Origin of the sequence: Chitinophaga cymbidii, from assembly GCF_007992715.1 — a bacterium.
GTDB lineage: Bacteria > Bacteroidota > Bacteroidia > Chitinophagales > Chitinophagaceae > Chitinophaga > Chitinophaga cymbidii.
Window position 1 is genome coordinate 716152 of the sequence record NZ_BKAU01000005.1, and the last position, 23518, is coordinate 739669.

Below are 23518 nucleotides of genomic sequence, written 5' to 3' on the forward strand. Positions count from 1 at the left end.
TTTATTTTTTCTCCGGCTGACGCCCGGCGCTCAGGAGAGGTCAGATATTTCCCAGTAACCGCCTTTGTCGGGGCCTACCCGTTTGATGATTCCCAGGTCCTTCAGCCGGGCCAGCTGCTTTTCCACCGCCCGGGAAGAAATGCCCACTTCTTTTCCAATAGCCGACGCAGATAATCCATTACTCCGGAAGATCACCAGCAGGATTTTCTCCGAACTTTCTCCGAACTTTTCTCCGAACTTTCTCCGAACTTTTCTCCGAACCTGGGGCCATCCACTTTCCTTTACTGGCGTGGTTTTCCCAATATTTTTCAGAGGAATGACCGTTTTGAATATATCGCCTTCTATAAACTGCGGATGTGCACCAGGTGTATATACGCTGCAGTACCTGAATGTGCTCCTGACGCCTGAGCCTAATTCGTCTACCCTTCCCATTTCATTAAAGAATTTTGCAATAACAGGATTTTTAGGGAACGGGGCAAAGTTGGCTGGGTCGATTAACCCGGCTCCGTGGGGCCGGCTCCAGTTTTCGGCATACACCCGGTCTTTTTCAATGATGAGCTTGGCCGGAAAGGCATTTGTAAATTCCCGGTGAATGAGCAGGTTGCTGATCACTTCCCTGAACAGCCTGTCCCGCAGGCTGGTACGATGCTCGCCTTCCTGATAGAATTTATCGGGGAGATGCTTGCCGATAAACGACATTAACCGGTCGTAGCTGTCAACAAGATTGGTCCGAATATCATCCCTGTCATCAAAACGATCCGGATTGCTGATCCTGACGATGGCGTCTGTTTTGTAATGCGGCAGCACATTCATGATGGTTTCGTCTTTTCCGAGAAGTAACGCTGCTGCGAGGGTATAGCCGCTTTTGCCCGTGAGCGGGTCTTTTTTGTACAAGCCTGCTGAACGCAGAAGCTCGTCATCCGACATTTCCATCCAGGGATGACCTGCCCGCTCATGCTCCGCAAGTACCCTTATCCTTTTAAACAGTGCCGGCTTAAAATCCGCAAGTTCCAGGTAAGGGAAGACGTTGTTTTCCGAATAGGTAGTCTGCTTCCGGAGATATAGTTTGGCTACCTGATCGGCATGTTTGGTAATGTCAAAATCCCCGTCATCGTTCCGGTCGAAAATCCGCCCGTTGGTATTATGTACCTGCGAGCTTTCGGGTATGTACAGGTGAATTATTTTGCGGTCATCGATATCGATCACCTCCGGAGACAGATAAAACGGCGGGTTCAGCTTCTGGTGATTGTTGGCATTGGTGACGATATTGTGGATGATGTCCGGTATACAGTTTTCGATCACACCTTCAATGCCGCCGTTATTATTGACGCCAAGGAGCAAATGCCCGCCTCTCCTGTTCAGAAAGGCACAAACGGATTCAAAAGCGTCTTTATTCAATTCGAAGGCGGATGTTTTGAATTCTATTTCCAGTCCTTCACCTTGCTGCAATATTTGCTGTAACTTGTCTGATGTCATCATCTTGCTTTTAACAATGGAACATAATATGGCCAGGGAAACGGATCACAGATCCAGGTCCCGGACCGGGTACAAACACATAAAAGGTGGGGTAGCTTGATGAAGGTAGTTAATTTCGGTACCGTTACAAAATTCCATGTTGTTTTGCGAAGTTCAGCAGTCCTGCCGTGTTCTTCACTTCCAGTTTCCGCAGGATGTTCTTGCGGTGGGTGTTTACGGTGAACTCGCTGATCGACAGCTGATGGCCGATCTCTTTGCTTGTCAGCTCACTGCCCACCATCCTGATGATCTCCACTTCGCGGCGCGTGAGCTGGTATTTTTTCATGAACTCGTCGATGAAGTAGGCGGGCAGCGATGTTTCCGGCTGCAGTAACTCCTCGAAATACTCTTGTCCGGAGAGAATGGCCCGGATGGCGGTCTTTAAGACGGCGGCGGAGCTGTTTTTCAGCAGGTAGCCGTTGGCGCCCAGCTTGCGCACTTCTGCCTGCAGCTGTGGCTGGTTATAGTTCGTCAGTACCAGCACTTTTACATGAGGATGTTGCTTTTTGAGCAGCTCCAGCGTTTTGATGCCGTCGATATGCGGCATGTTCAGGTCCAGTAAAACAATGTCTACCGGCGATACGGCCAGGCGGTCCAGCAACTGGCGGCCGTCGTTGACGGGTGGCAATATTTCCCACTCGCCGGGTTCGTGTAGTACGGCGGTCAGTCCGTCTATGAGTAGCTGGTGGTCGTCTGCAATGATCAGTCGGTGCGGCATAAGCAAATGTGGGTTTAATACAATTCAGTCAATGTTTTTCCCGGTAAGGGGATCTCGATATTAGTCATGGTGCCCTGTTGCAGCTGGCTGTCGATATTCATCCGCCCCTGCAGGTATTCCACCTTGGAGCGCACGCTTCGCAGGAAGTCCGGCCCCATGGCGGCGAGGTCTATGCCCCTGCCATTGTCTTCCGTGATGATGGTGCAGCTGTCTTCCAGCTCTACCAGTTGTATCAGCACGTTGGAAGCACCGGCATGTTTTATGATATTCTGCAACAGTTCCTGTATGATACGGTAAATCGTGTGCTGGTAATTGGATGGATACGACAGCTCATTTTTGAAGCCGACCAGTATCAGTTCTATCTTCATCTTCCCCGAGGCGTTGGCGATCTGCACCATGTCACTGATGGCATGCAGCAGCCCGTATTTTTCGATGGCTACCGGCGTCAGCTGATGACTGATGTTGCGGATCGTGTGACTGACGGTCATCAGCAATCCCCGGGTTTGTTCTATCGCCGGTTCATTCTTTGCAGCGCCGAGGTTCAGCGAGGCGAGGGACAGCATCGAACCGATCTCGTCATGCAAGGTGTCGGCCAGTTGTTTCCGTTGTGCCGCTTCCACGGTGATGATCGTATCTGTCAGCGCTTTTTGCTGTTCGTTCATTTGCAGCAGCACCGCTTCCTTTTCTTTTCTGTAGGTGTTGAAACGTGCGGCCAGCCCGAATGTGATGATGATCATTTCCAGCACCACACCGGTGAATACGCCGAAGTGCGAGAAAAATTCCGGCAGCTTTACCTTACCGAGATGATAAAGGCTTTCGGCGGCCACGAAAGCAAGCAATACAGTGGTGCCGGCCAGGTAGAGGAGGGCGGGCATGTTGCCTTTGCGGATCTTCTGGATCAGTGCGCCGATAATGAAAAAAACACCGATCAATGTAAAAACCGGAATGGTGCTTTGCAGGAGCATGCTGTACCGCTCGAAAACGGTGTAGTCCATCGGCCAGAGGATCAGGGCGAGCGTAACGGCCCAGATGAACTGGAAGCCCCATAATATCTTGCGGTTGCGCCCTTTCGGGTCCAGGCCGATGAAGGCGCTGAGGAATTGTACGCTTACAATGAGGCTGGCTGTGGCAAATGTCAGCCGGGAACGGCTGGCGAAATAAACGGAATCCGGCCACAAATAGTGAAACCCCAACCCCCGGTTCGCCCATATCCAGCCCAGCATACAAAACACGTAAAGTGCGTACCATCCATACACCATCTCCCGCGTGGTGGCGAAAAGGAATATGCCGAAGAGTATGATCAGCAATATAGTGCCGGTGAGTATGCCGTTCATCAACGCCTCCCCGGTCCGGATGTCTTGCAGCTCCTGCATGGTAACGAGCTTCAGCGGGGCCTGCAGGGATTCGAAAGCTTTGTCCACTTTCAGCAGGTACAGCGGGGCCCGCGGTTCCAGCGGGAAAGCGAAAGTATTGTGAATAAGCGGCCGTTGGTAAAAAGGATGGAAATCTCCCGTAACGGCAAGCAATGCGGCCGCACTATCCTTCACCGCATACCATTCCAGGTGGTTGACATGCGCGTTATCCGCTACCAGTATCAGTTCCTTTGGCTGCGGAATAGCACCCAGCGCCACCCAGTACACGGATTCCGTAAAGCCCGGGTTCAGGTAGGAGGGCGCCAGCGGCCGGAATTTCCCCTGCCGGTACGCTTCCAGCGCCTGTGTGGCCGTTGCGTTGCGGGTATGGTCTTCCCACACATGGAAATTACCCCGCTGCGCCAGCGCAGCAGCGGAGGAAAAAAGAAGTAGGATCAGCAAAAGGGACCGCCGCATAGGTATGGTTGTGCTCTTTAGGCCGTCAAGATACATATAATCAGGCAGATATGTATTCGTTAAGCCAAATGGTGGTTCTGTTAAGTGAACGGCAGTTTTGAACAATTTTTGGGGATATTTGGTGTTATATGCGCATCGTAAAGATTGTTCGCCCGGCGGGGTACATTTCACTGCTGCTATTGGTAAAGAGGGTCCGGGCTGAATCGTTACAACAGAAAGTGCCGGGTGGTTTGGGGCTGGAAGCCGTTGTTGTGTTGATCCTGCTGGTAATGACCGTTGCCGCGTGCCTGTACGGCTACCGGCGGTTGCAGCAGCGCGTGCGGGCACAGCAGGAGGAGATCGTGCAGCTGAACCAGCTGCTGAAGCTGAAGATATTGCAGGCCAGGCTTAATCCGCACTTCCTGTTCAATTCCCTCAATGCCTTACAGTATTTTATTGCAAAGGACGATAAAAGGACCTCGCTGCAGTACATCGGGCGGTTCTCCGGTTTCCTGCGGAAAGTGATCGTTTTCGGGGACGAGGTATTCATCCGGCTGAAAGATGAAAGCGATATGATCGGCGAATACCTGCGGCTGGAACAGTACCGCTTCCCGGGGCGCTTTGAATATGAGGTGGAGCTGGATGAGGAAGTGGACCAGACGGGCGTTCCGCCGCTGATCACCCATACGCTGCTGGAAGATGCATTGTACAGGGGCGTGCTGAACCTCCCCCAGGCTACCGCCGGCAGGATTCGTGTAACCCTGAAAGGAACGGATGATGGCGTTATGATCGAGGTGTGGGACAATGGCGGCGACCGCCGGCAATCCGAAAAGCAGGAGCAGATGAAAGGCATTTATGACGGCAAGGAAGACCTCCTCGAAAGAAGGATACAGGTATTCAACCGGCAGCATTCCCGCAAGATCAGCCACCACCTGGAATCCGGCGAAACATGGAACAGGGCGGTACTCGTTATTACCTGAATATTCACCTATTTTAATATTTTTGTCCTTACCTCAAACAATGTATGTATGAAATACAGCGCGCTGATCGTCGAAGATGAAAAACTGAGCCGCGATTTCCTGAATAACCTTGTCCGTGACTTCTGCCCCCAGCTCGAAGTAACCGGTACGGCCGGTTCTGTGGAAGAAGCCGTGGAATTTATCAACCAGCATCACCCCCGCATCGTTTTTATGGACATTGAAATGCAGACAGGCACGGCCTTCGATGTGCTGCAGCAGGTCAGTGACCATCATTTTCATGTGATCTTCACTACGGCATTCGATCATTATGCGATCCAGGCTATCAAATTCAGCGCGGTGGACTACCTGCTGAAACCCATCAACCTCGAAGAGCTGGAACAGGCCGTGGCAAAGGCCGTGAAGCAACTGGGCAGCCAGGGGGAAGATCAGCGGCTGGAAGTGCTGCTGCGCAACTTCAAAAAATCATCGGATGAAGATTACTCCATCAGCCTTTCCACTTCCGACGGCGTGCATTACGTGTCCCTGTCCACCATCATCCGGCTGGAAGCCAAGGGGCCTTACACCACCTTCTTCCTGAAGAACGGCAGCCCCATCATGGTGAGCAAGAACCTGAAGGAGTATGAAATGATCCTTGGCGGGCATGGCTTCTTCCGTATCCACAACTCCTATATCATCAACCTGAAAGAAGTAAAACGCTGGATCAAAACGGACGGCGGTTATGCCGTTATGAGCGATGACGCCATGGTGGCGATCTCTCCGAAGAAAAAAGACGAGTTCATGTTGCTGATGTCTCACCGGACGGTGTAAGCTTTTGCAGTTTCTCCGGTGTGATCCCGCGCAGTTCCTCCACTGCTTTTGCGCAGGTCTGTTTCACCTTTTTAAACGCTTCCAGGATATTGTCGCCGCCCTGTTCGATATGCAGCAGGGCGTCGCTGGTTTCGTTCAGGCCAAAAAGCCCGGTGGACGTACGCAGCGTATGCGCGATCTTGTACATGCCGTCCCGGTTATTATCCAGGATGGCGGTTTCCAGCGCTTGTATGCTCGCAGGGTTCTCCTGCACGAAAGTATGGATCAGGCTCATTACAAAAGCATGATTGCCGCGGGTCTGCTGCAGCAGGTAGCCGAGATCGGTAACCGCCGGTTGCGTGTATTGGGTGATAACGGCTATCACATCCTCTTCCCGAACGGGTTTGGTGAGGTAACCGTTCATGCCTGCCTCGAGGTACCTGTCTTCTTCCTTGCCGAAAACATGCGCGGTAAAGGCCACAACGGGCGTATCCAGCTGCAGCGTTTTTCTTATTTCCACGGTGGTTTCATAACCGTCCATTCCGGGCATGTGAAGGTCCATCAGCACAATGTCTACCTTCGTATTCTTCAGGCATTGCAGCGCTTCCTGCCCGTTGCCGGCCACGCTCACAGTGTAGCCGTTGCGCTTCAGCATGTGGGCCATCAGCTGCCGGTTGATCGCTTCATCTTCCACTACGAGTACATGCTTGTGCCCGTGGCCCGAAACAGGTCTGCGGGAGGCGGCTGGTATCTGCGCCGGCGCGGCTTTTTCAAAAGGCAGGCGGATGATGAAGGTCGTTCCCTTGTTTTCCGCGCTGTTCACGCTGATGGTGCCGCCATGCAGCTCTACCAGCTCCCTTGTGATGGCGAGCCCCAGGCCGGTGCCGCCGTATTTCCGGGTGATGGTGGTGTCCGCCTGCGTAAAACGTTCAAAGATCATCGCCAGGTTTTCCGGTGCAATGCCGATGCCGGTGTCTGTGATGCGGATCTGCACTTTCACCTGTGTGGCGGTCATTTCAACGATGGTGCAGTGGATCTCTATGTCGCCTTCTTCCGTGAATTTGATCGCGTTGCCAATGAGATTCAGCAATATTTGCGTCAGCCGCAGACTGTCGCCCAGCACGGGAAAGCTCAGCCGCGCATCCATATGCGACCGGTATTGCAGGCCCTTGCTCCGCGCCTTGGATTCCAGCATGGTCTGCACATTGCGGAAAAGGTCGGGGAGGAAAACGGCGCTGCAGTCGATATCTATTTTACGGGCGTCCAGCTTGGAGAGGTCCATGATATCGTTGATAATGGCGAGGAGGCTGTTGCCGGAGGTCTGGATGGCGTGCAGGTATTGCTGCTGCTGCGGATCGAGCGGTGTTTTGTACAGCAGGTCGGAATAGCCGATGATGGCGTTCAGCGGCGTTCTGATCTCATGGCTCATGTTCGCCACAAAATCGGATTTCGCCCGCGAGGATTCTTCCGCCAGTATGCGCGCCTTTTCCATTTGTTCCTCCACGATCTTCCGCTGGAAGAAAGTGGGGATAGCCGTAGGCACGCGCTTTACCTGCGCCTGCTGGTATTTTTCAACATGCTTTTCGATCATGTGCGGTGGCGACATAATGAACGTGCAACGCTCATGCCCCTGCGCCGTGCAGCTTACTTCCACCGCCGTCAGTGGAATGCCGAAGCTCTCTTCGCACCATCCGGAGGAATAACCGGCGCTCATGATGCATACCGGCCATTTGGACAAAGCTCCGGCGCGTTTCCAGGCATCCGCTTCAAAGGAATACGGGTGATTGTATACCAGGTAGAAGTTATCGTCAGGCGTTGGGTTGCTTTCCGGCAGAATATCCACGAACGCCCACCCGGCATAGGCAAAGTGCACCGTGCCGGCGGAGAGCTTGGAAATAGGATCGGTGAGCTGCATCTTTTCATGAAATGCTTTCGCGTCGTTCATGCCGATGGCGTGGGAAATATCGAACAGGAAATTGCGCCCGATGCCGAAGGCTTCCGTTTCCCCACGGTCCGCATACAGGCTCAGAATGCTGTCCAGGAAGTCTTTTGACAAAGCGGAGGCGCGCACCAGCACATACCTTTCATCGCTGATCTCGATGGTGCCTTTGGTGGGGTCCATGCGAACGTCGGAAAAATATTGTTTTACGGCGGCCTCTGCTTCTGCGAATAGCGGTTTAAAGTGCTCCGGTACCTGTACCGCGCTGCCGGTTGACCGGACGATCATCTGGTTGCGTAACAGGGCATTCTCTTCTTCCAGCTCCCTTATCTTTTGCTGCAATGCAGCTATGCTGGTGGATTCGTACATACATTAACGGATTAGATCTGGCTGGGGATAAACGTGGACCTGTTTATTACCCCGGGGGCGGTTTTTCTCCAGCAAAATACGATAATCTTTCGGGTTTATGGGCTTGAAAAATTCATAGGGCAGCCAGCGTGTGGCTTTGGTGCGCAGCCCCATGTCCCGCATCAGCTGATCGAGGTGCATGAAGTTGAAAGGCGCCACGCAGGTGCCGCTGAACTCGGACGAAATGGGCCGGCCCTGCCTGCGCCAGCGGGAGATAAAACGCATGTCTTCATCGATGGCTTTGCGGGACGGCAGGTGCAGCTGTCCTTTTGCATATTGCACCATCCAGTTGGCGGCCACTTCGGAAGTAAGGGTGGTGAAGAGGCTGGAATTGAATCCCACGAAGCCGAGCTGCGGCACGTCCGGATGGATGATATTGCGGAACAGGTGGAAGCTGCCGTCCGCACCGATGATTTTGTCCCGGTGGATCTTCTCCAGGAAGGGAAGTCCTTGTGTAAAACCGGTGCCGCATACCACCAGGTCCGGCGTCAGCGTTTCGCCGTTACGCAATATCATGGTGCGGCCTTCGAAGCCTGCAATTTCCGTTTGATGCGCTTTGATGCGGCCGCTTTTTACTTTTTCGTAAAATCCTTCCGGCGCTACGCCCAGGCTGCAGCTGATCTGGTCTTCTATCCGGTGGTTGGGCACCATACCGCAGGCTTTGAGGGAGAATTGCTTTTTCAGCAGCAGCTCTAATCCGCGCCACTGCATCCATACGATCACCCTGCCGGCGGAGTGCAGGAAGCGCTGGAAACCTGTTTTGTACGGCGCGTTGAAGAAGGCTTCGGAGAAGCGGGAAAAGAGCAGGTAGCGCATGTTGATGAGGTTGCCGAAGTAACGCGGCACCTTCCATTGTGCTTTACGGTAGACGAGGGTGCAGTCCCGGCTGCTGTCTACCGCCAGCGTGGCGATGTCCGTTGCGGATTTGGCAAAGCCGATCACAGCTACAGAGCGGTCTTTCAGCAGGGCCTTGTCGTTCACCTGGCTGGAATGCAGCACCTGGCCGCCTGCTTCGCGGTAGGACTGGAGGCCGGGGAACTGGGGAACATACGGCTTGTGAAAAGTGCCGGTGCAGATCACCACATAGTCGAAGCTGATCATATCGTCCAGGTGATGGTCCAGGTCGTGTATCTGCATGTACCACTGGCCGTGATGATATTGCAGGCTGGTCACTTCCGAACGGAAGCGGATGTGCGGCAAGATGCCGAATTGTTTTGCATAGCCGGTAAGGTATGCCTGTACCTGTGCGCCAGAAGGCCATAAGGGATAATCCGCGGGCATGGGATAATCTGAATAAGCATATTCATCGCGGGTGGTTTGCGTGGCCACGCCAAGGTAGGAACGGCTTTGTTCCCATACACCGCCGATGGCGGCTGCCTTTTCAATGATCGTTACGCGGTAACCTTCCTGCAGGAATGCTTTTGCTGTTGCCAGGCCGCTGAGGCCCGCTCCGATAATACCGATGTTTTTCATGACTGGGGTTTTAATGCTGCTAAAGTAGTACGGCTGCCGGCTCCGCAAATGCTGAATTAACGCAGATGCCGTTTCGCTTAACGGAATTCTGATCCGTTAATCCGGATATCCTTTCCGTTAATTCCGCTGTCGATCCGGCGTCTGCCTGCCGCATATTTGTATCCAACTAAAATCATCACCCCAAAATGAAAACAAATTATCAACCCCTCGCTTTTCTGCAACAGGTGATCGCCAACGGCGGTCCGGAAGTAAAAGAATACGATACTTTGAACGGCATCTTCGATCAGCTTTACCGGGATTGCAGTACCGGCCGGCTCAGCGCCGCTGAAATGGCGCAACTGCAAAGCAGCTTCGAAACGGAAGGCATGGAAAATACGCTGCACGGCCATTGCAGGCTGAAGCCTTACGGTTATGCGGGCGATTTTATGATCATCGACAAGATCTACCGCGAGCATGTATCATCCGACCGGCGTTTTGAAAAATGGGATTGCTACTGGAACAATCAGCCTGCCACCAAAGCGGTGAGGAACAGGAAGGATTATTTTATCCGCACAGTGCTCGGCCGTTTGCAAGCTGCCCCGCTGCGCCTGCTGAACGTGGCCAGCGGCCCGGCGCGTGACCTTTCGGAAGTATTCACCCGCATTCCAACAGGCGCATTGCATGCTACCTGCGTGGAAGCGGATGAACAGGCGATCGCTTATGCAACGGGACTTAATGAAGACAATATGCGGCACATCCGTTTCATCCATCAGAATATATTCCGCTTTTCAACGGACGAGCAGTTCGACCTGGTGTGGAGCGCCGGCCTGTTCGATTATTTCGAGGATAGCGTGTTCGTGAAGCTGCTGCGCAAGTTCATCACATGGACGAAGCCCGGCGGCGAAGTGATCATCGGCAATTTCAGCACCGGGAATCCCAGCCGCAGCTGCATGGAGCTGGCGGGGGACTGGTACCTGCATCATCGTTCGGCGGAGTTGCTGGTGGCGATGGCGAAAGAAGCGGGCGCGGCGGAAGATGATATTTATGTTGGGAAGGAGCTGGAAGGTGTGAATCTCTTTCTGCACGTGAAAGTAAGATAGCGCAGCATCTCCGGAGGCCGGTGAAAAAAGTTTTACGGATTTTTCTTCCTTAAAAAGCGGACCATCGCATTGGTGCGGTTCCCGGCGTTGAGCTTCACCCGGTAAGTTTTGTCATCAGCGTAAATGATCATCAGCGCGGTGTTCGGCGGTACACGCCCTTCATTTTCCGCGTACATGATCAGTTCGTTGTCCGCTGTATCGCTGGCTACGAGATCGATGACAAACGGGTTTGCGGTTAAGGGTTGACGGTCCGCAACGAGTTGGCCGTTGAAGTAAACGGAAACGGTATCTCCGTCGATCGTGCCGTTGTCGTAGAGCGCTACGCGGAATTGTGGGCTGGTAAGATGGATGGTTTGAGCGAGGATGTTGCGGCGGCTTTCCGGTTTTTCGGCGGGAGCGACTTTTTTCCTCAACCGCATGGCCCCCGTGAGGCAGCCGTCAGGGTCTTGCCGGGCGGCCATTACATATGCCCCGTTCTCTATTTGCAGCGTGAGGACAGACCGGCCGGTACACCAGTAAAATCCTGGATAGTCAGCGAGCTTCTTATCGCTGATGGGCAGAATGTCTATCGTGATCCTGTCCCCATCGATCTTGCCTGTGATGCGGCCGCGGTAGTAATTATGCTGCGGGTTTTGGAAGAAATGCCCGTAGCTGGTGCCGGAAAACGTCCGCCCCGTTACTTGTTCTATGGTAATGCTGATGTAAGCGCTGTCTTTGATATGGTCTATCTTGTGGATACCTTCCCAGGTACCCGGCAGAAACCGGCTGGATTGTGCGTAGCTGCTGTTCAGCGCCAGCAGCATGAAACACCATAAGCATCGCATGCGGTGAAAATACCAACAAATCATAAGGGCGCCGGCTGAATGCCCGTTAATTCACAAATGATTAACCAAAAAAATCGTTCAGCCGGCCCCGTATGTTGCGCTTAGCCGTACCATTGTTGCAGTGACATGCATGAGCATTCTGCGCTTATCGCTTACCGCTTGCGGTACCCGATGTAGAAGAACAGCGGGAACACCAGCAGCGTTAGTATTGTGGCGGTGATCAACCCGCCGATCACCACAATGGCCAGCGGCCTCGACGTTTCGGAGCCGATGTCGGTAGACAATGCGGCGGGCAGCAATCCAATAGCGGCCATCAGCGCGGTCATCACCACGGGGCGCACCCGCGTCCGTAACCCTGATTTGATCGCATGCTCCATCCGCTCCCGGTTATTCTCCTGCCTGCGGGTAGCCAGCAGATTTTTCTTGAACACCGAGATCAGTATCACGCCATTTTGGATACAGATACCGAACAGCGCAATGAAGCCGATGCCCGCCGAAATGGAAAAATTGGTGCCGGTGATCAGCAATGCCGCAATACCGCCAATGATCGCGAAAGGCACGTTCAGCAATACCATGCCCGCATCCCGGATATTCCCGAACATGATGAAAAGGATCAGGAAGATGATCAGCAGACTGATCGGTACCACCTGCGTCAGCCGTTTGGTAGCCCGTTGCTGGTTCTCGAAATCGCCGGCCCACTTCATTTCATAGCCTTTGTCCAGCTGCACGGCGGCGTTCACTTTCTGCTGCGCCTCCGCGATGGTGCTGCCCATGTCCCGCCCGCGGATGGAAAACTTCACGGCGGTGAAGCGCTCGTTGTCGTCACGGAACACGATGCTTGGACCCGTGAGCGTCCGGATGTCAGCGATGTTCTTGATCGGTACTTTGGTGCCGTGTATGGAAGGAATGAGCAGGTTGCGGATGTTCTCCGCGTTTTCGCGGTACTTGTCCAGGTAGCGCAATCTCAACTGAAATTTTCGTTCTCCTTCATATATCTGCGAAATGGCTTTCCCGCCGATCGCCATTTCTATGGTGGCATTGGCGTCCGCCGTGGTCACGCCGTACAGCGCGAGCTTGTTCTCGTCCAGCTCTATCCGCATTTCCGGCTGGCCAATGTTGCGGATCACGCCAAGATCTTCCACACCTTCAATCCCTTTCATCACTTCATAAACTTCATATGCACGGGCTTCGGTGTAGTTCAGGCTGTCGCCATAGATCTTCACGCAAAGCGAACCCTTCACACCAGACACCGCCTCTTCCACATTGTCCATGATCGGCTGCGAGAAGTTAAGGTTGACGCCGGGTGAGGCCAGCCGCTCCTGCATCTCCGCGATCAGTTCCTCTTTCGTTTTCCCGCTTTTCCATTCTTTTTTCGGGTAGATGTCCACATGAAATTCGATATTATAAAACCCCGTGGCGTCGGTGCCGTCGTTCGGGCGGCCGGTTTGTGACATCACCTGTTTCACTTCCGGAAATTCCCGGATGGTGCGGCGCATCTTGTTGGCGAGGTCCCGCGACTCTTCCAGCGAAATGCTGAGCGGACAGGTGGCGCGGATGTAGATGGCGCCTTCGTCCAGCTCCGGCAGGAACTCGCTGCCCAGGAACCGGAACAGGAAAAGCCCGAAAACCACTGTCACCGCCGATATCATCAGGGTGAACGCTTTCCGGCGGTAGGTGAAAGAAAACATCTTCATCACGCCGTTGGTCACCGCTTCCACGAAGGGATTGTGCCGCTCCCGCACGTTCCTGCGGAGCAGGAGGCTGCTTAACAGGGGCACCAGTGTGAGCGTGAGGATCAATGCGCCGAGCAGGGCGAAGCCCAGCGTCCAGGCCAGGGGCGAGAACATTTTACCTTCTACTTTTTCAAAGGCGAAAATAGGCAGCAGCGCCGCGATGATGATGAGCTTGGAGAAGAATACCGCCTTGCCCAGCTCACCGCCGGTATTCTTGATAATACCCAGCTTGCTCATCCTGTTAAACCGTTCCATCCCCACTTTCTTCGCCTGGTGGTCCAGCAGCACAAAAATCCCTTCCACCATAACGACCGCCCCGTCTATGATAATGCCGAAGTCGATCGCGCCCATCGAGAGCAGGTTGGCGGACATGCCTTTCAGGGTCAGGCAGATGAAGGCGAACAATAACGCCAACGGCACTACGAGCGCTACAATCAGCGTGGTGCGCCAGTCCGCCATGAAGAGAAATACGATCACCGTTACCAGCACAATGCCTTCGAGCATGTTGTGCAGCACGGTATGCGTGGCATATTCTATGAGGGTGCTGCGGTTGTAGAACGTATCTATCTGTACGTCCGGCGGCAGTATTTTTTCATTGAGCTGGTCGATCTTTTCCTGCACACGGCGGATCACTTCGCTGGGGTTCTCGCCTTTGCGCATGACCACGATGCCTTCTACTACGTCGTTGGACAGATCGCGGCCCACCTGACCGAGGCGTGGCAGGGAGGAGATGTCCACTTCCGCGATGTCTTTTACCAGGATGGGCGTGCCGTTGATGTTGTCTACAATGATATTGCCGATCTCCTCGGTGTTGTTCAGCAGGCCGATGCCCCGCACCACGTACGCTTGCGAGTTGTCCACGATCACATCGCCGCCCACGTTGATATTGCTTTTGGATACGGCTTCGTATACGTCCAGCGGCGTGATATCGAAGGAAGCCAGCTTGTGCGGGTTCACTTTGATCTCGTAGGTCTTCACTTCGCCGCCGAAGCTCACCACGTCGCCCACGCCGGGAACGCCGAGCAATCGGCGCTCTACTACCCAGTCCTGCAGCGTCTTCAGCTCCTGCACCGTTTTCGTTTCACTGCGGAGGGTGTAGCGGAATATCTCGCCGGTGGGACCGGTGGGTGGTTGCACATCGGGGTCCGCACCGTCCGGCAGCGCCACGTCGCGCAGCAGGTTGTTCACCTGCTGCCGGGCGAAATAATCCTCCACGCCGTCTTCAAAGATCACTTTGATCACGGACAGGCCAAACACGGTGGTGGAGCGGACGGAGGTCTTTTTCTGCACCGGGTTCATGGCGATCTCCACCGGCACGGTCACGAATTTTTCCACTTCTTCCGCGCTTCTGCCCGGCCATTGGGTGATGATGGTGATCTGTGTATTCGTCACATCCGGGAATGCTTCAATAGGGATGTTTTTGTAGGCCATGCCGCCCCAGATCACAAGCAGGAGCGTGGCCAGGAATATGAAAAGCCTGTTCTTCAGTGAAAAGGCGATGATCTTTTTAATGGCTTTGGTCATTACTGTTTAACATTTAATGCATCATAAATGAATACCTGCGCCTGTGTTACCACCTGTTCCCCTTCCTGCAGCCCCTCAATGAAAGCTTTGTCGCCAATGCGTTTTATAAGACTGATCTCGCGGATGGACAGCGTGGTGTCTTTCTTCACGATCACATACCGTTTGCTGTTATCCATCACCACCGCTTTTGCGGGGATGCAGCATTTTCTGCCCCCTTTGGTGCGGGAGGTGAGGTATACCCGGGCGAACATTTCAGGCTTCAGCTCACGGTCGGGGTTGGGCATGCTGATGCGGACCTTCATGGTGCGGTTGGCGGGGTCCAGCACGTTGTAGATCTTGTCGATACGGCCGGTATATTCCTTGCCGGGATTGGCGAGGGTGGTGACTTTAACCGCGTCACCAAGGTGGATGTTACGGATGTCCGATTCATAGACGCTGGCGATGACCCAAACGGTGGAGAGGTCTGCTATCGTGAAGAGGACGTTGTCATTATCCTGTCTTACTTCCGAATTGCCGGTGATGTTTTTTTCGATGATACTCCCCGTGATGGGGGCTTTTAGCGTATTTCCGCCGCTGATAGCAGACACTTGCTCCGCCTTTATGAGTTCCGACTTTGCTTTATTGTATTCTGTTTGTGCGGACAGCCATTCCTGTTCGGTGACGAGGTTGCTTTCGTATAGTGATTTCCGTGTTTCAAGGTTCTTTTCCGCGATGGCGAGATTGGCCGCGGCGAGAGACTGTTCATTGGTGAAGCCCGCTACTTCGGAGCTTTGTATGACTGCCAGCACCTGTCCCTGTTTCACGGGGTCGCCCAGCTCTACTTTCACGGACTGCACGCGCCCGCTCACGAGGGCGTATACCCGGGCCTGCTTTTGTTCGGTGGGTGTGATCCTCCCGTTCAGCTTGATCACGTCTTCCATTTCTTCAATGGTCACCGGCGCTGTTTGCAGGTGCCGGACGAGGCTGTCGGATACCGGTTTTTCTTCTTTCACGAAGGATGGCGCGGGCGAGGTGCAGGATGATATGGCGGCGAGCATGATGCAGATAGTAAACGATCTCATTTTACAGGCATTAATTGTTGAGCAAATTTTTTCCGATGGCATAGTTCAGGGATTCGATCGCCTGCATTCGTTCATGCTGCACTTCGTTCAGTTGCAGCAGGTTTTCCTTGTAGGATTCATAGAAGTCCGTAAACTCCAGCAGGCTGATATTTTTTTTGATGAAATGATCTGTGACGCTTTGCAGGAGGGCTTCAAATTCGCCGCGGAAGTCCGGGTCCACGGAGCGGAGCATGTTGTCCGCATTCACGGCCCTGGCGAATGCGGTGCGCACTTCATTTTCCACGGTGGCGGTTTGCTGTTCCAGCAGCACTTTGCTTTGCGCGATGCCGGCCCTGGCGGCTTTGATACTGCCCTGGTTGCGGTGGAAGAACGGCAGGTCGAAGGCGATATTGAGCAGGCTGGCGTTTTCGATATAATCGCTGCGTTTGTCGAACATCGCGCCGATGGTCATGTCCGGCACGGCGAGCGATCTTTGCAGGGCATACTGCTGCGTGCTGTGCTGTAGCGCCTGCTGTGCCAGCCGGAGGTCCCGTCGGTTGGTGAATGCGGTGTCCAGCAGGCTTTGCAGGCTGTATGCGCTTACTGGTTGCATGTTGAGGTCCCTTGCATCGGGGATGTACCAGGTATGGTTGTCCTGCAATAATAATTGCAGCTCACCTTCGATGGTATTGAACCGGTTTTGCAGGGTAACCTGTTCCGCTTTGAGGCTGTACAGCAGCGAGCGTATGCGGACCGCGTCGCGCGGCGTTACGATGCCTTTGGCCTGCAGCTCCCGGTAAGTGCGGTCCAGCTGTTCCAGCTGCTGTACCTGTACGTCAAAGGCATGGATGGAGCTTTGCAGGTACCAGGCTTCGTAGAAGTTGCTGCGCAGCGTATAGCCCAGCGTGCGGAGCAGTTCGAAGAACCGGCTTTCCGCCATGGAGGCTTCCGTCTGCGCCAGCTTTATTTGTTTGTTGCGCTTGCCGGCGAGGGTGATCAGCTGCTGTACTTCGATCGTGTACTGGCCGCTGCGGTTGCCAACGTCCGCAAACCTGTTCTGTTCGGGGTTGTAGATGCTTCCGCCGAGGGAAAGGCTGGGATTGTTGTACAGCCTTGCCTGTATCACCTGCGCCTGCGCGATGGAGATGTTATATTTTTCCGCCAGCAGGGCGAGGTTGCGTTGCAGGAATTGTTGTTCTGCCTGTTGCAGGGTGATATGCAAGGTGTCCTGTGCATACAGGCCCGGCGTTAGCAGGAGGCTGATAACGCACAGGGTTATACGAATGCAGTGCATGGTGCTGCTTTTTTCGGGGCGTGGTCAGGTGCCCGTGGTCATGAAGAATGGGTAAAGTTTGCAGAGGAATCCCACATGCGTTCACGAGCCCGCGACTGTGAAGAGCGCGCAAACGTTTACGGGTGAATGCGTGAGAAGGATCAGGCCGCGTCCGGTGGAGGGGACAGGATGTCCAGCGGCATGCTGTAGGGTTTCTGATCGATGCCGGGAGGGTAGATGATCTTCTGGTTGCCGTCCGGTTGCTGTTCCAGCTGTATTTCCGGCGTTACGAGGTATACCTGCATGCCGGACTGGGAGAGGAATCTGGAGGAATTGTTCTTTTCCTCCCGGTCATCCGGCGAGGTGTCTTTACAGCCCATGACGGTCTGCACTAGAAACTCCACGCCGCTGTTGATATGATCGATGATCCGTTCTCCGGCACGATGCGCATTGTGCCCTGTTACCGGCAGGAACATGGCGGTATTCAGGTATAAGGCAAGGAATATATATGCCAGTGTTTTGCGCATGGTGCCAAAGATAGCATTAAATGCCCGCGGGTAGCTTAAAATGGGCTTAAAATGATGTTAAGGCTTTCTTAAACCGAAGTACCAGACCCATGCGATGAAGAAAAGCTGCAAGGGCAGGCGGAACCAGAGGTATGCGGGGCCGGGGCCGTCGTAGGACGCCTTTTGCAGGTCGATGTGATGGATGGCGGCGTAAATATTGGCGGGCGTGATGAGCACGAAGAAGATAATGAGCAGGATGGCGGAGAGCTTTCTGAACTTCGGGATCAGCAGGCCGATGCCGCCGGCTACTTCGAGCAGGCCGGTGAGGTAGACCAGCTCCACCTTGAAAGGGATGAAAGGGGGGATCATCATGGCCATGCCCTGGGGGAACATGACATGTCCCAGTGCGGTGAAGCAAAGCATGGCGCACATGGCGATGCGCCCGCTGAGCGCGAAATTCCAGCGGCGGGTGGTTGCCCGGATGATCAGCAGGGCGGCGGCGAAAGCAACGAGTAATACGATCTCAACCATGAGGGTGTTTATTGTTTGTTTCCGCAAAGTTCAGCAACGCTTCGGCGGCAGAAAATGATGTATGTTAGTTTCCGTGGATGCCGTACAAGTGTGCGACGCAACGGCGGCAGACCAATGATACAAACGCCGGTCTCCCCCAAAATCACTGTTTGCCGTATTGTTTCCGTATCCTGCTGAGGCTTTCCGGCTGAATACCCAGGTAAGATGAGAGGTGCTTGACGGATATCTGCCGCACCAGCGCGGGATGACGCTGCACCAGCTGATGATAGCGCTCTTCGGCGGTGAGGGACAGCAGGGCCATTTCCCTTTCCAGCCGGCGGATATAATTGTATTCCGCCATGCGGCGGCCAATGCGCTCGCCCATATGATGCCGGTCGTAGAACTCGTGGAGGTACTGATGCGGAATGAGGAAAGCTTCGGTGTCGTCGATCGCTTCCGCGTTGATGGGAGAGGGCTTCCGGGTGAGGAAAGAGTAATAGGCGGTCACAAATTCCCCTTCGAAATGAAAGTCTACGGTGAACTCCTTGCCGTCTTTCCGGAAATAGTGGCGGGTGGCGCCTTTGTTCAGGAAATAAATGTAATTCTCCACCTGTCCCTCGCGGCAGAGATAGTCGCCTTTACGGAAATTTTTTGTGATAACGGCTTCGCTGAAGGCATCCCACTCTTCCGCCGGCAGCGGGGCTATGGAGAGGAGGGACTGCTTTAGTGAGAAAAGGTGCTCCATGTGAGGAAGGTACGATTTCCGGGGCTCATTTCCCCCGGCCTCTCGACAGCAAAAAGATGATCAGCCCCACCACAACCGCCACCAGCAGCAACCCCGTCCATACCCCGGCCTTGAATATACCGCCTATCACTTCGCAGCTTGTTAATGTCATGGCAATGGCTGCCAGTAGTAAAAAAGTAACTTGCTTCATAATCGCTGATTTGATGAACAACAGTGCAGGAACATATACTGTGCCGTTTTGGGAATAATGCCGCGGGGCCGGTTCCGGGAAACCTGGCCGGCAACTATATGGGTAGATTATTCTACAAAAGATGTTTAATTTCCGTATATGGAAGTAAAGATCGTTAAAGCCCCGCTGGACGAAGTACGCGCCTTGCGTACCATCTACCTCCATGAGCTGAACGCCCAGTTCGTCTGCAATAAATGTCATGATTACGGATGGGCGGACACGTATCTTTTCCTGCTGGACGGCCAGCGGGTGGGATATGGCGCGGTGTGGGGAACGGACCGGCGGGAGGACCGGGATACGATCTTTGAATACTTTCTGACAAAGCCTTTCCGGCACCTTGCCGATATTATTTTCCCGCAATTCCTGACGCTTACCGGTACATCCTTTATCGAATGCCAGAGCAATGATCTTTTGCTTAGCGCCATGCTATACGCCTATGCCACGAATATCCATGCGGAAGCTATTCTTTTCGAGGACGTAATGGTAACGGACCTGCGCGTTCCCGGTACTGTTTTCCGTAAAAGATCGGCGGATGATGAGACGGGAGATGATGACAGTGATTATGTACTGGTGCTGGATGGGAAGATCGCGGCCAGCGGCGGGCTGATGCTGAATTATAACCTGCCTTACGCGGATATTTACATGAGTGTCAGAGAGCCTTTCCAGGAGAAAGGGCTGGGCGGCCTGATCGTGCAGGAACTGAAAAGGGAGGCTTACGGGATGGGGCGCGTGCCGGCGGCGCGGTGCAATATCAATAACCGCGCTTCAAAGGCTACGTTGCTGAAAGCGGGGTTGCAGCCCTGCGGGTTCCGGCTGAAGGGATCTGTAAAAGCCGGCGGTTAAATGGTGCCGGCTTCGTCATCGCAGACCGGCCGTCTGCAATACAAAATCGGCGCGCCCGCCTACTTCCATCGGCGGTACTTCCACTATCGTATATCCGTACCCGGTATATGCTTCCTTCATCACTTCAAAAGTCGCCACGGCTTCCTCCCAGGTCTGCTTCCGCTCGCTGTCTGTTGCATAGATCTCTTTCCAGGGCGGCAATATAAAAACCAGGGGATGATAGCGGAATGACGTGAGCGCATCCGTCAGCGTTTCTGTCAACGGCAAGCCGGTCAGCCTGACGTATGCCAGTACATCGGGTATGCCGCGGTCAAAAAAAGTAACGGTGCCCTGATCTGCTTGTTTGTACAGGTTTACAGACCCTTCCAGCATCAGTTCCGCATAGCGCGCTTTGTTTTCCCAGGGCAGCGCATCGCCATTTTGCGCCATCTGTTCCTGTATGATCCGCCGCGCCGCTTCCGGCATGCAGCGGTAATTTCTTTTTTCCAGCTCGTGCAGCAAGGTGGTTTTACCCACGCCAGGCCCGCCTGTTATGACATAAAAGTTGTGATGTACCATGAATAAAGTAGTGAGAAACAATGTGAGGAACTGCAAATATAGAAAAAATGTCGCAATCGGCCCCTTGTACTGTCGCAACTGCACACTTGACAATCCGAAAATTGACGATATGTTTGCAGTACATTTTAAACCATCATTTAATTCGTCACATCATGAAAATTTTATTAAAGATCCTCGGCGTTATTGTTGGCCTGATCGTTCTGCTGCTTATCATTGCCCTGTTCGTCAGCAAGGATTACAGCGTGGAACAGGAGATCGTTATCAACAAGCCGAAGCAACAGGTGTATGATTATGTAAAGCTGATGCGTAACCAGGAAAACTATAATGTATGGACCATGGCAGATCCGAACGCGAAGAAGGAGTACAGGGGCACGGACGGTACGGAAGGATTTGTGTATTACTGGAATGGCAATGATGAAGTGGGTGAGGGCGAGCTGGAAATCAAGCAGCTGGTGGAAGGTGAAAAGGTGAACATGGAGCTGCGTTTTAAAAGGCCGATGGAAGGTGTTGGCAAAACCTACATCCATACAGCGTCCGTAACACCGGAGCAAACGAAAGTGATCTGGGGAATGACCGGCTCAACGCCTTATCCGTTCAACCTGATGACGCTGCTTATGAAAGGCAGGTTAGAAAAAGACCTGCAGAAGAGCCTGGTGAACATGAAGAACAATATCGAAAAATAACGGGCCTGCAAAGGCTGGAAAGGGTAAGTGAGGTCTTTCTTCACTTACCCTTTTTTTAGCTAATGCCCTGCTCTTTGTATTTGCTGAGGCAGGCCATCACCACCAGTATAACAGAAAGCGTGGACGCGACCGTACGAATGAGGTTCAGATCGTTCCAGCGCTTTTCAAACCGCTCTCTTGCCTGGGTGATGGCCTCCGTTGAAGCCTGTTGCAGGTCGAATTTGTCCAGCGCTTCATTCAGCGGTATATTTCCCGCGAAGGTTACGCCGATCACGCCTGCCGCATATAGCAGCGATGCCGCGAGCAGGAGCCAGAAATGGATGGAAGGAGCGGGTGTGTAATGCAGCCAGGCGCTGACCGGCAGCAATACCAGGCCGCCGAGAAAACAGATCAGAAATACCGGGTTCTGAATGGCCCGGTTACAGGACTGGAAGGCCGAAATATAGGATGCGTCCGGCAGGCGGCCGAGGCCGGGCGTAACGGAGCAGGACCAGGCGAAGAACAGTCCTGCCATTAACGCGGTAATGGTTGCTGTTATGATCAGCGTGATATTAACGGGTGTAAACATATGGTCAGATGCTTTTGATATATTCCTGAATAGGGAAGGGTTTGCGTTGCAACAGCTTTTCCAGCGTATCGTCCACATGCGCGAATTCCCCCGCTTTGATGCTGTCAGCCATGCTAACGTAGAAATCGATCTCGTGTGAGGGCACTTCATATTTTACCAGTTCTTCGCGGTAGGCTTCATTGGGGATGTCCGTATAGGATGCATCCATTCCTTTTTCAGACCGCATCAGGCCGGCTATGTCCCCGAAGCTGTAAGCCCCGCTGCCGGTGATGTTGTACACGGCATTCTGATGATCTTCCCCGGCCAGTACATTGCTGAGCGCTTCCGCGATATCCGGCCGGTAAGCGAAACTTACTTTGCCGTTCCCGCCGGGATAGTACACCTGGCCGTTTTCCAACGCGCCTCCGATGAACAGGGGAATGGTTTCGAAGTACATGCTGTTCCTGAAAATGGTGTATTGCATGCCGGATGCTTTAATGGCATTTTCCGTGTTCATGCAGGTGCGCGCGGCGAGGAAGTGCGCGTCGTTTCCGGGGTGTAACGTGCTGGTATATACGATATACTGCACGCCCGCGTCTTTTGCGGCTTCTACTACATTGCTTTCCTCCCGCTTGGCCTGTTCTCCGTAGCTGGCGGTGGAGATCTGCAGCACTTTGCTGACCTGGCTGAACGCCTTCCGCAGGGAGGCCGGATCTTTATAGTCCGCTACCCTTACCTGGATGCCGCTGTCCGCATAATCACGGATCTTTGCCGCATCTCTTACCACAGCTACAATGTTGGAAGGATCTGTTTTCTTCAGGAGAAACGAGATCGTCGTTTTGCCCAGGTTTCCGCTGGCGCCTGTAATTGCTATCATAGTTCGTTGATTTTATACCACAAAACTAAAGCGGGGCATAAGCGGAAAATAGAACAAAACCGACAGGCCGGTATTTTTTTAAAGGATCATCTCCGGAAAGTTCTCTACCAGCTCGCTGGAACGCTGCTGGTATTTATTGGGTGTAAATCCTGCGAATTCCTTGAAGGCGCGGATGAAGTGGGACTGGTCCGCATACTCATTTTCAAAAGCGATGTCAGACAGCTTGCCGAACCGGTTATTCCGCAGCTGGCTGAGAGATGCCTGGAAGCGGCAGATCCTTGCGAACAGCTTGGGAGACATGCCAACGCCCTGCTGAAATTTTCGCTCGAAGCTTCTTTCCGTCATGCCCAGCTCTTCCAGCAGCGTCTTCAGCGGAATGTTGCCTCCTGATTCGATGATGCGGGAGAGGGCGTGCGGCAAGAAGGAGCCGTCCTGTTTGTCGTATTTACTGATCTGGTGAAAAATATACGTGTTCAGCACTTCTATCTGGGTGTGAAAGGAGCCGGAATCCAGCAATTGCTGTTCCGACAGGGGGGCGCCCTGTTCTTTCGCGAGTTCGGTCAGGTCCAGGCAGGTGTCTGTAAGCCCGCTGGCGTTGAGGCCGAAAACGGATTGCAGGGCATGGGGGTAGAAATACACGCCGATGGTCCTGAAAGAAGCGGGGGAATGGATATTGGTATGCCGGGTGGTCTGGCCGTACAGGAAAACGGGCGGCAGTTTTTTTTCTTCCTGGTAGAAGCATCCTTTGTCGGATTGCTGGTATATGATGCCGGGGGAGCCGTCCGCGAAGGTCTTGAATGTTTTGGGGGTAATTTCCGCGGTATCGCTTTCCAGTGTCCAGAAGTAGCGGACATGGTTGCGGAGATGCGGGGGGGGTAATATTTTTTGATATTCCATTATATGCAATTTACTGAATTATG

Annotated in this window: 22 protein-coding genes; 5 read left to right on the forward strand and 17 right to left on the reverse strand. The window is 53.6% G+C overall.

Annotation, left to right across the window (positions count from 1 at the left end; genetic code table 11):
* Positions 1-30 precede the first annotated feature (30 nt).
* The 3 genes from CCY01nite_RS21545 to CCY01nite_RS21555 all read right to left on the reverse strand — a co-directional run bounded on the left by CCY01nite_RS21545 (position 31) and on the right by CCY01nite_RS21555 (position 4062).
* Complete coding sequence (locus CCY01nite_RS21545; protein WP_146866105.1) at positions 31-1476, reverse strand: RNA-binding domain-containing protein; 1446 nt, start codon at positions 1474-1476, stop codon at positions 31-33.
* 124 nt (positions 1477-1600) lie between these two features.
* Entirely contained in the window at positions 1601-2233 is a 633-nt protein-coding gene (locus CCY01nite_RS21550) for a response regulator (protein ID WP_146866107.1), read from the reverse strand.
* Positions 2234-2247: 14 nt separating this feature from the next.
* Positions 2248-4062: a sensor histidine kinase gene (locus tag CCY01nite_RS21555; protein WP_186831193.1), complete on the reverse strand. Its 1815-nt coding sequence runs from the start codon at positions 4060-4062 to the stop codon at positions 2248-2250.
* A gap of 128 nt (positions 4063-4190) precedes the next feature.
* Here CCY01nite_RS21555 and CCY01nite_RS21560 point away from each other — a divergent pair, with 128 nt between their 5' ends.
* Together CCY01nite_RS21560 and CCY01nite_RS21565 are read left to right on the forward strand one after the other, a co-directional pair.
* Positions 4191-5021, forward strand: coding sequence for a sensor histidine kinase (locus CCY01nite_RS21560; protein ID WP_146866111.1), 831 nt, complete (start codon positions 4191-4193; stop codon positions 5019-5021).
* Positions 5022-5069: 48 nt separating this feature from the next.
* On the forward strand, positions 5070-5828 hold the full coding sequence (locus CCY01nite_RS21565; RefSeq protein ID WP_146866113.1) for a LytR/AlgR family response regulator transcription factor: 759 nt from the start codon (positions 5070-5072) through the stop codon (positions 5826-5828).
* Here CCY01nite_RS21565 and CCY01nite_RS21570 read toward each other — a convergent pair.
* Together CCY01nite_RS21570 and CCY01nite_RS21575 are read right to left on the reverse strand one after the other, a co-directional pair.
* Positions 5797-8115, reverse strand: coding sequence for an ATP-binding protein (locus CCY01nite_RS21570; RefSeq protein ID WP_146866115.1), 2319 nt, complete (start codon positions 8113-8115; stop codon positions 5797-5799). The two genes, CCY01nite_RS21565 and CCY01nite_RS21570, sit on opposite strands and share 32 nt — an antisense overlap.
* 3 nt (positions 8116-8118) lie before the next feature.
* The gene (locus CCY01nite_RS21575) at positions 8119-9627 is read right to left on the reverse strand and encodes a flavin-containing monooxygenase (RefSeq protein WP_146866117.1); all 1509 of its coding nucleotides are present in this window, start codon (positions 9625-9627) and stop codon (positions 8119-8121) included.
* 185 nt (positions 9628-9812) lie between these two features.
* On the opposite strand from CCY01nite_RS21575, the gene CCY01nite_RS21580 reads away from it, so the two are divergent.
* Entirely contained in the window at positions 9813-10706 is an 894-nt protein-coding gene (locus CCY01nite_RS21580; protein WP_146866119.1) for a class I SAM-dependent methyltransferase, read from the forward strand.
* A 32-nt stretch (positions 10707-10738) separates the two neighbouring features.
* On the opposite strand, the gene CCY01nite_RS21585 is transcribed toward CCY01nite_RS21580, so the two are convergent.
* From CCY01nite_RS21585 to CCY01nite_RS21620, 8 genes are all read right to left on the reverse strand, one after another.
* Positions 10739-11530 (reverse strand): hypothetical protein, encoded by a 792-nt coding sequence (locus CCY01nite_RS21585; RefSeq protein WP_146866121.1) that lies wholly within the window; start codon positions 11528-11530, stop codon positions 10739-10741.
* 152 nt (positions 11531-11682) lie between these two features.
* Positions 11683-14787 (reverse strand): efflux RND transporter permease subunit, encoded by a 3105-nt coding sequence (locus CCY01nite_RS21590; RefSeq protein WP_146866123.1) that lies wholly within the window; start codon positions 14785-14787, stop codon positions 11683-11685.
* A complete protein-coding gene (locus tag CCY01nite_RS21595) occupies positions 14787-15848 on the reverse strand; it encodes an efflux RND transporter periplasmic adaptor subunit (RefSeq protein ID WP_146866125.1) in 1062 nt (353 codons plus the stop codon). Before CCY01nite_RS21595 ends, CCY01nite_RS21590 begins: the two co-directional genes overlap by 1 nt.
* Before the next feature lie 10 nt (positions 15849-15858).
* A complete protein-coding gene (locus tag CCY01nite_RS21600; RefSeq protein ID WP_146866127.1) occupies positions 15859-17121 on the reverse strand; it encodes a TolC family protein in 1263 nt (420 codons plus the stop codon).
* A 140-nt stretch (positions 17122-17261) separates the two neighbouring features.
* A complete protein-coding gene (locus tag CCY01nite_RS21605) occupies positions 17262-17627 on the reverse strand; it encodes a hypothetical protein (protein WP_146866129.1) in 366 nt (121 codons plus the stop codon).
* A gap of 57 nt (positions 17628-17684) precedes the next feature.
* On the reverse strand, positions 17685-18137 hold the full coding sequence (locus tag CCY01nite_RS21610) for a DoxX family protein (RefSeq protein ID WP_146866131.1): 453 nt from the start codon (positions 18135-18137) through the stop codon (positions 17685-17687).
* Between the two features lie 142 nt (positions 18138-18279).
* Entirely contained in the window at positions 18280-18861 is a 582-nt protein-coding gene (locus CCY01nite_RS21615; RefSeq protein WP_146866133.1) for a Crp/Fnr family transcriptional regulator, read from the reverse strand.
* 25 nt (positions 18862-18886) lie between these two features.
* A complete protein-coding gene (locus CCY01nite_RS21620) occupies positions 18887-19051 on the reverse strand; it encodes a phosphatidate cytidylyltransferase (RefSeq protein WP_146866135.1) in 165 nt (54 codons plus the stop codon).
* A gap of 138 nt (positions 19052-19189) precedes the next feature.
* On the opposite strand from CCY01nite_RS21620, the gene CCY01nite_RS21625 reads away from it, so the two are divergent.
* Positions 19190-19933, forward strand: a complete 744-nt coding sequence (locus tag CCY01nite_RS21625; RefSeq protein WP_146866137.1) for a GNAT family N-acetyltransferase — start codon at positions 19190-19192, stop codon at positions 19931-19933.
* 15 nt (positions 19934-19948) lie between these two features.
* On the opposite strand, the gene CCY01nite_RS21630 is transcribed toward CCY01nite_RS21625, so the two are convergent.
* On the reverse strand, positions 19949-20491 hold the full coding sequence (locus CCY01nite_RS21630; RefSeq protein WP_146866139.1) for an AAA family ATPase: 543 nt from the start codon (positions 20489-20491) through the stop codon (positions 19949-19951).
* Between the two features lie 152 nt (positions 20492-20643).
* Between CCY01nite_RS21630 and CCY01nite_RS21635 the strand changes: the two genes are divergently transcribed.
* Complete coding sequence (locus CCY01nite_RS21635; protein WP_186831194.1) at positions 20644-21174, forward strand: SRPBCC family protein; 531 nt, start codon at positions 20644-20646, stop codon at positions 21172-21174.
* Between the two features lie 55 nt (positions 21175-21229).
* Here the strand turns inward: CCY01nite_RS21635 and CCY01nite_RS21640 are convergent, their stop codons facing one another.
* From CCY01nite_RS21640 to CCY01nite_RS21650, 3 genes are all read right to left on the reverse strand, one after another.
* Positions 21230-21742 carry an anthrone oxygenase family protein gene (locus CCY01nite_RS21640; RefSeq protein WP_146866143.1) on the reverse strand — a complete coding sequence of 171 codons (513 nt, stop codon included), beginning with the start codon at positions 21740-21742 and terminating at the stop codon, positions 21230-21232.
* Between the two features lie 4 nt (positions 21743-21746).
* A complete protein-coding gene (locus CCY01nite_RS21645; RefSeq protein WP_146866145.1) occupies positions 21747-22598 on the reverse strand; it encodes an SDR family oxidoreductase in 852 nt (283 codons plus the stop codon).
* 78 nt (positions 22599-22676) lie between these two features.
* Complete coding sequence (locus tag CCY01nite_RS21650) at positions 22677-23495, reverse strand: helix-turn-helix domain-containing protein (RefSeq protein WP_146866147.1); 819 nt, start codon at positions 23493-23495, stop codon at positions 22677-22679.
* Positions 23496-23518 lie beyond the last annotated feature (23 nt).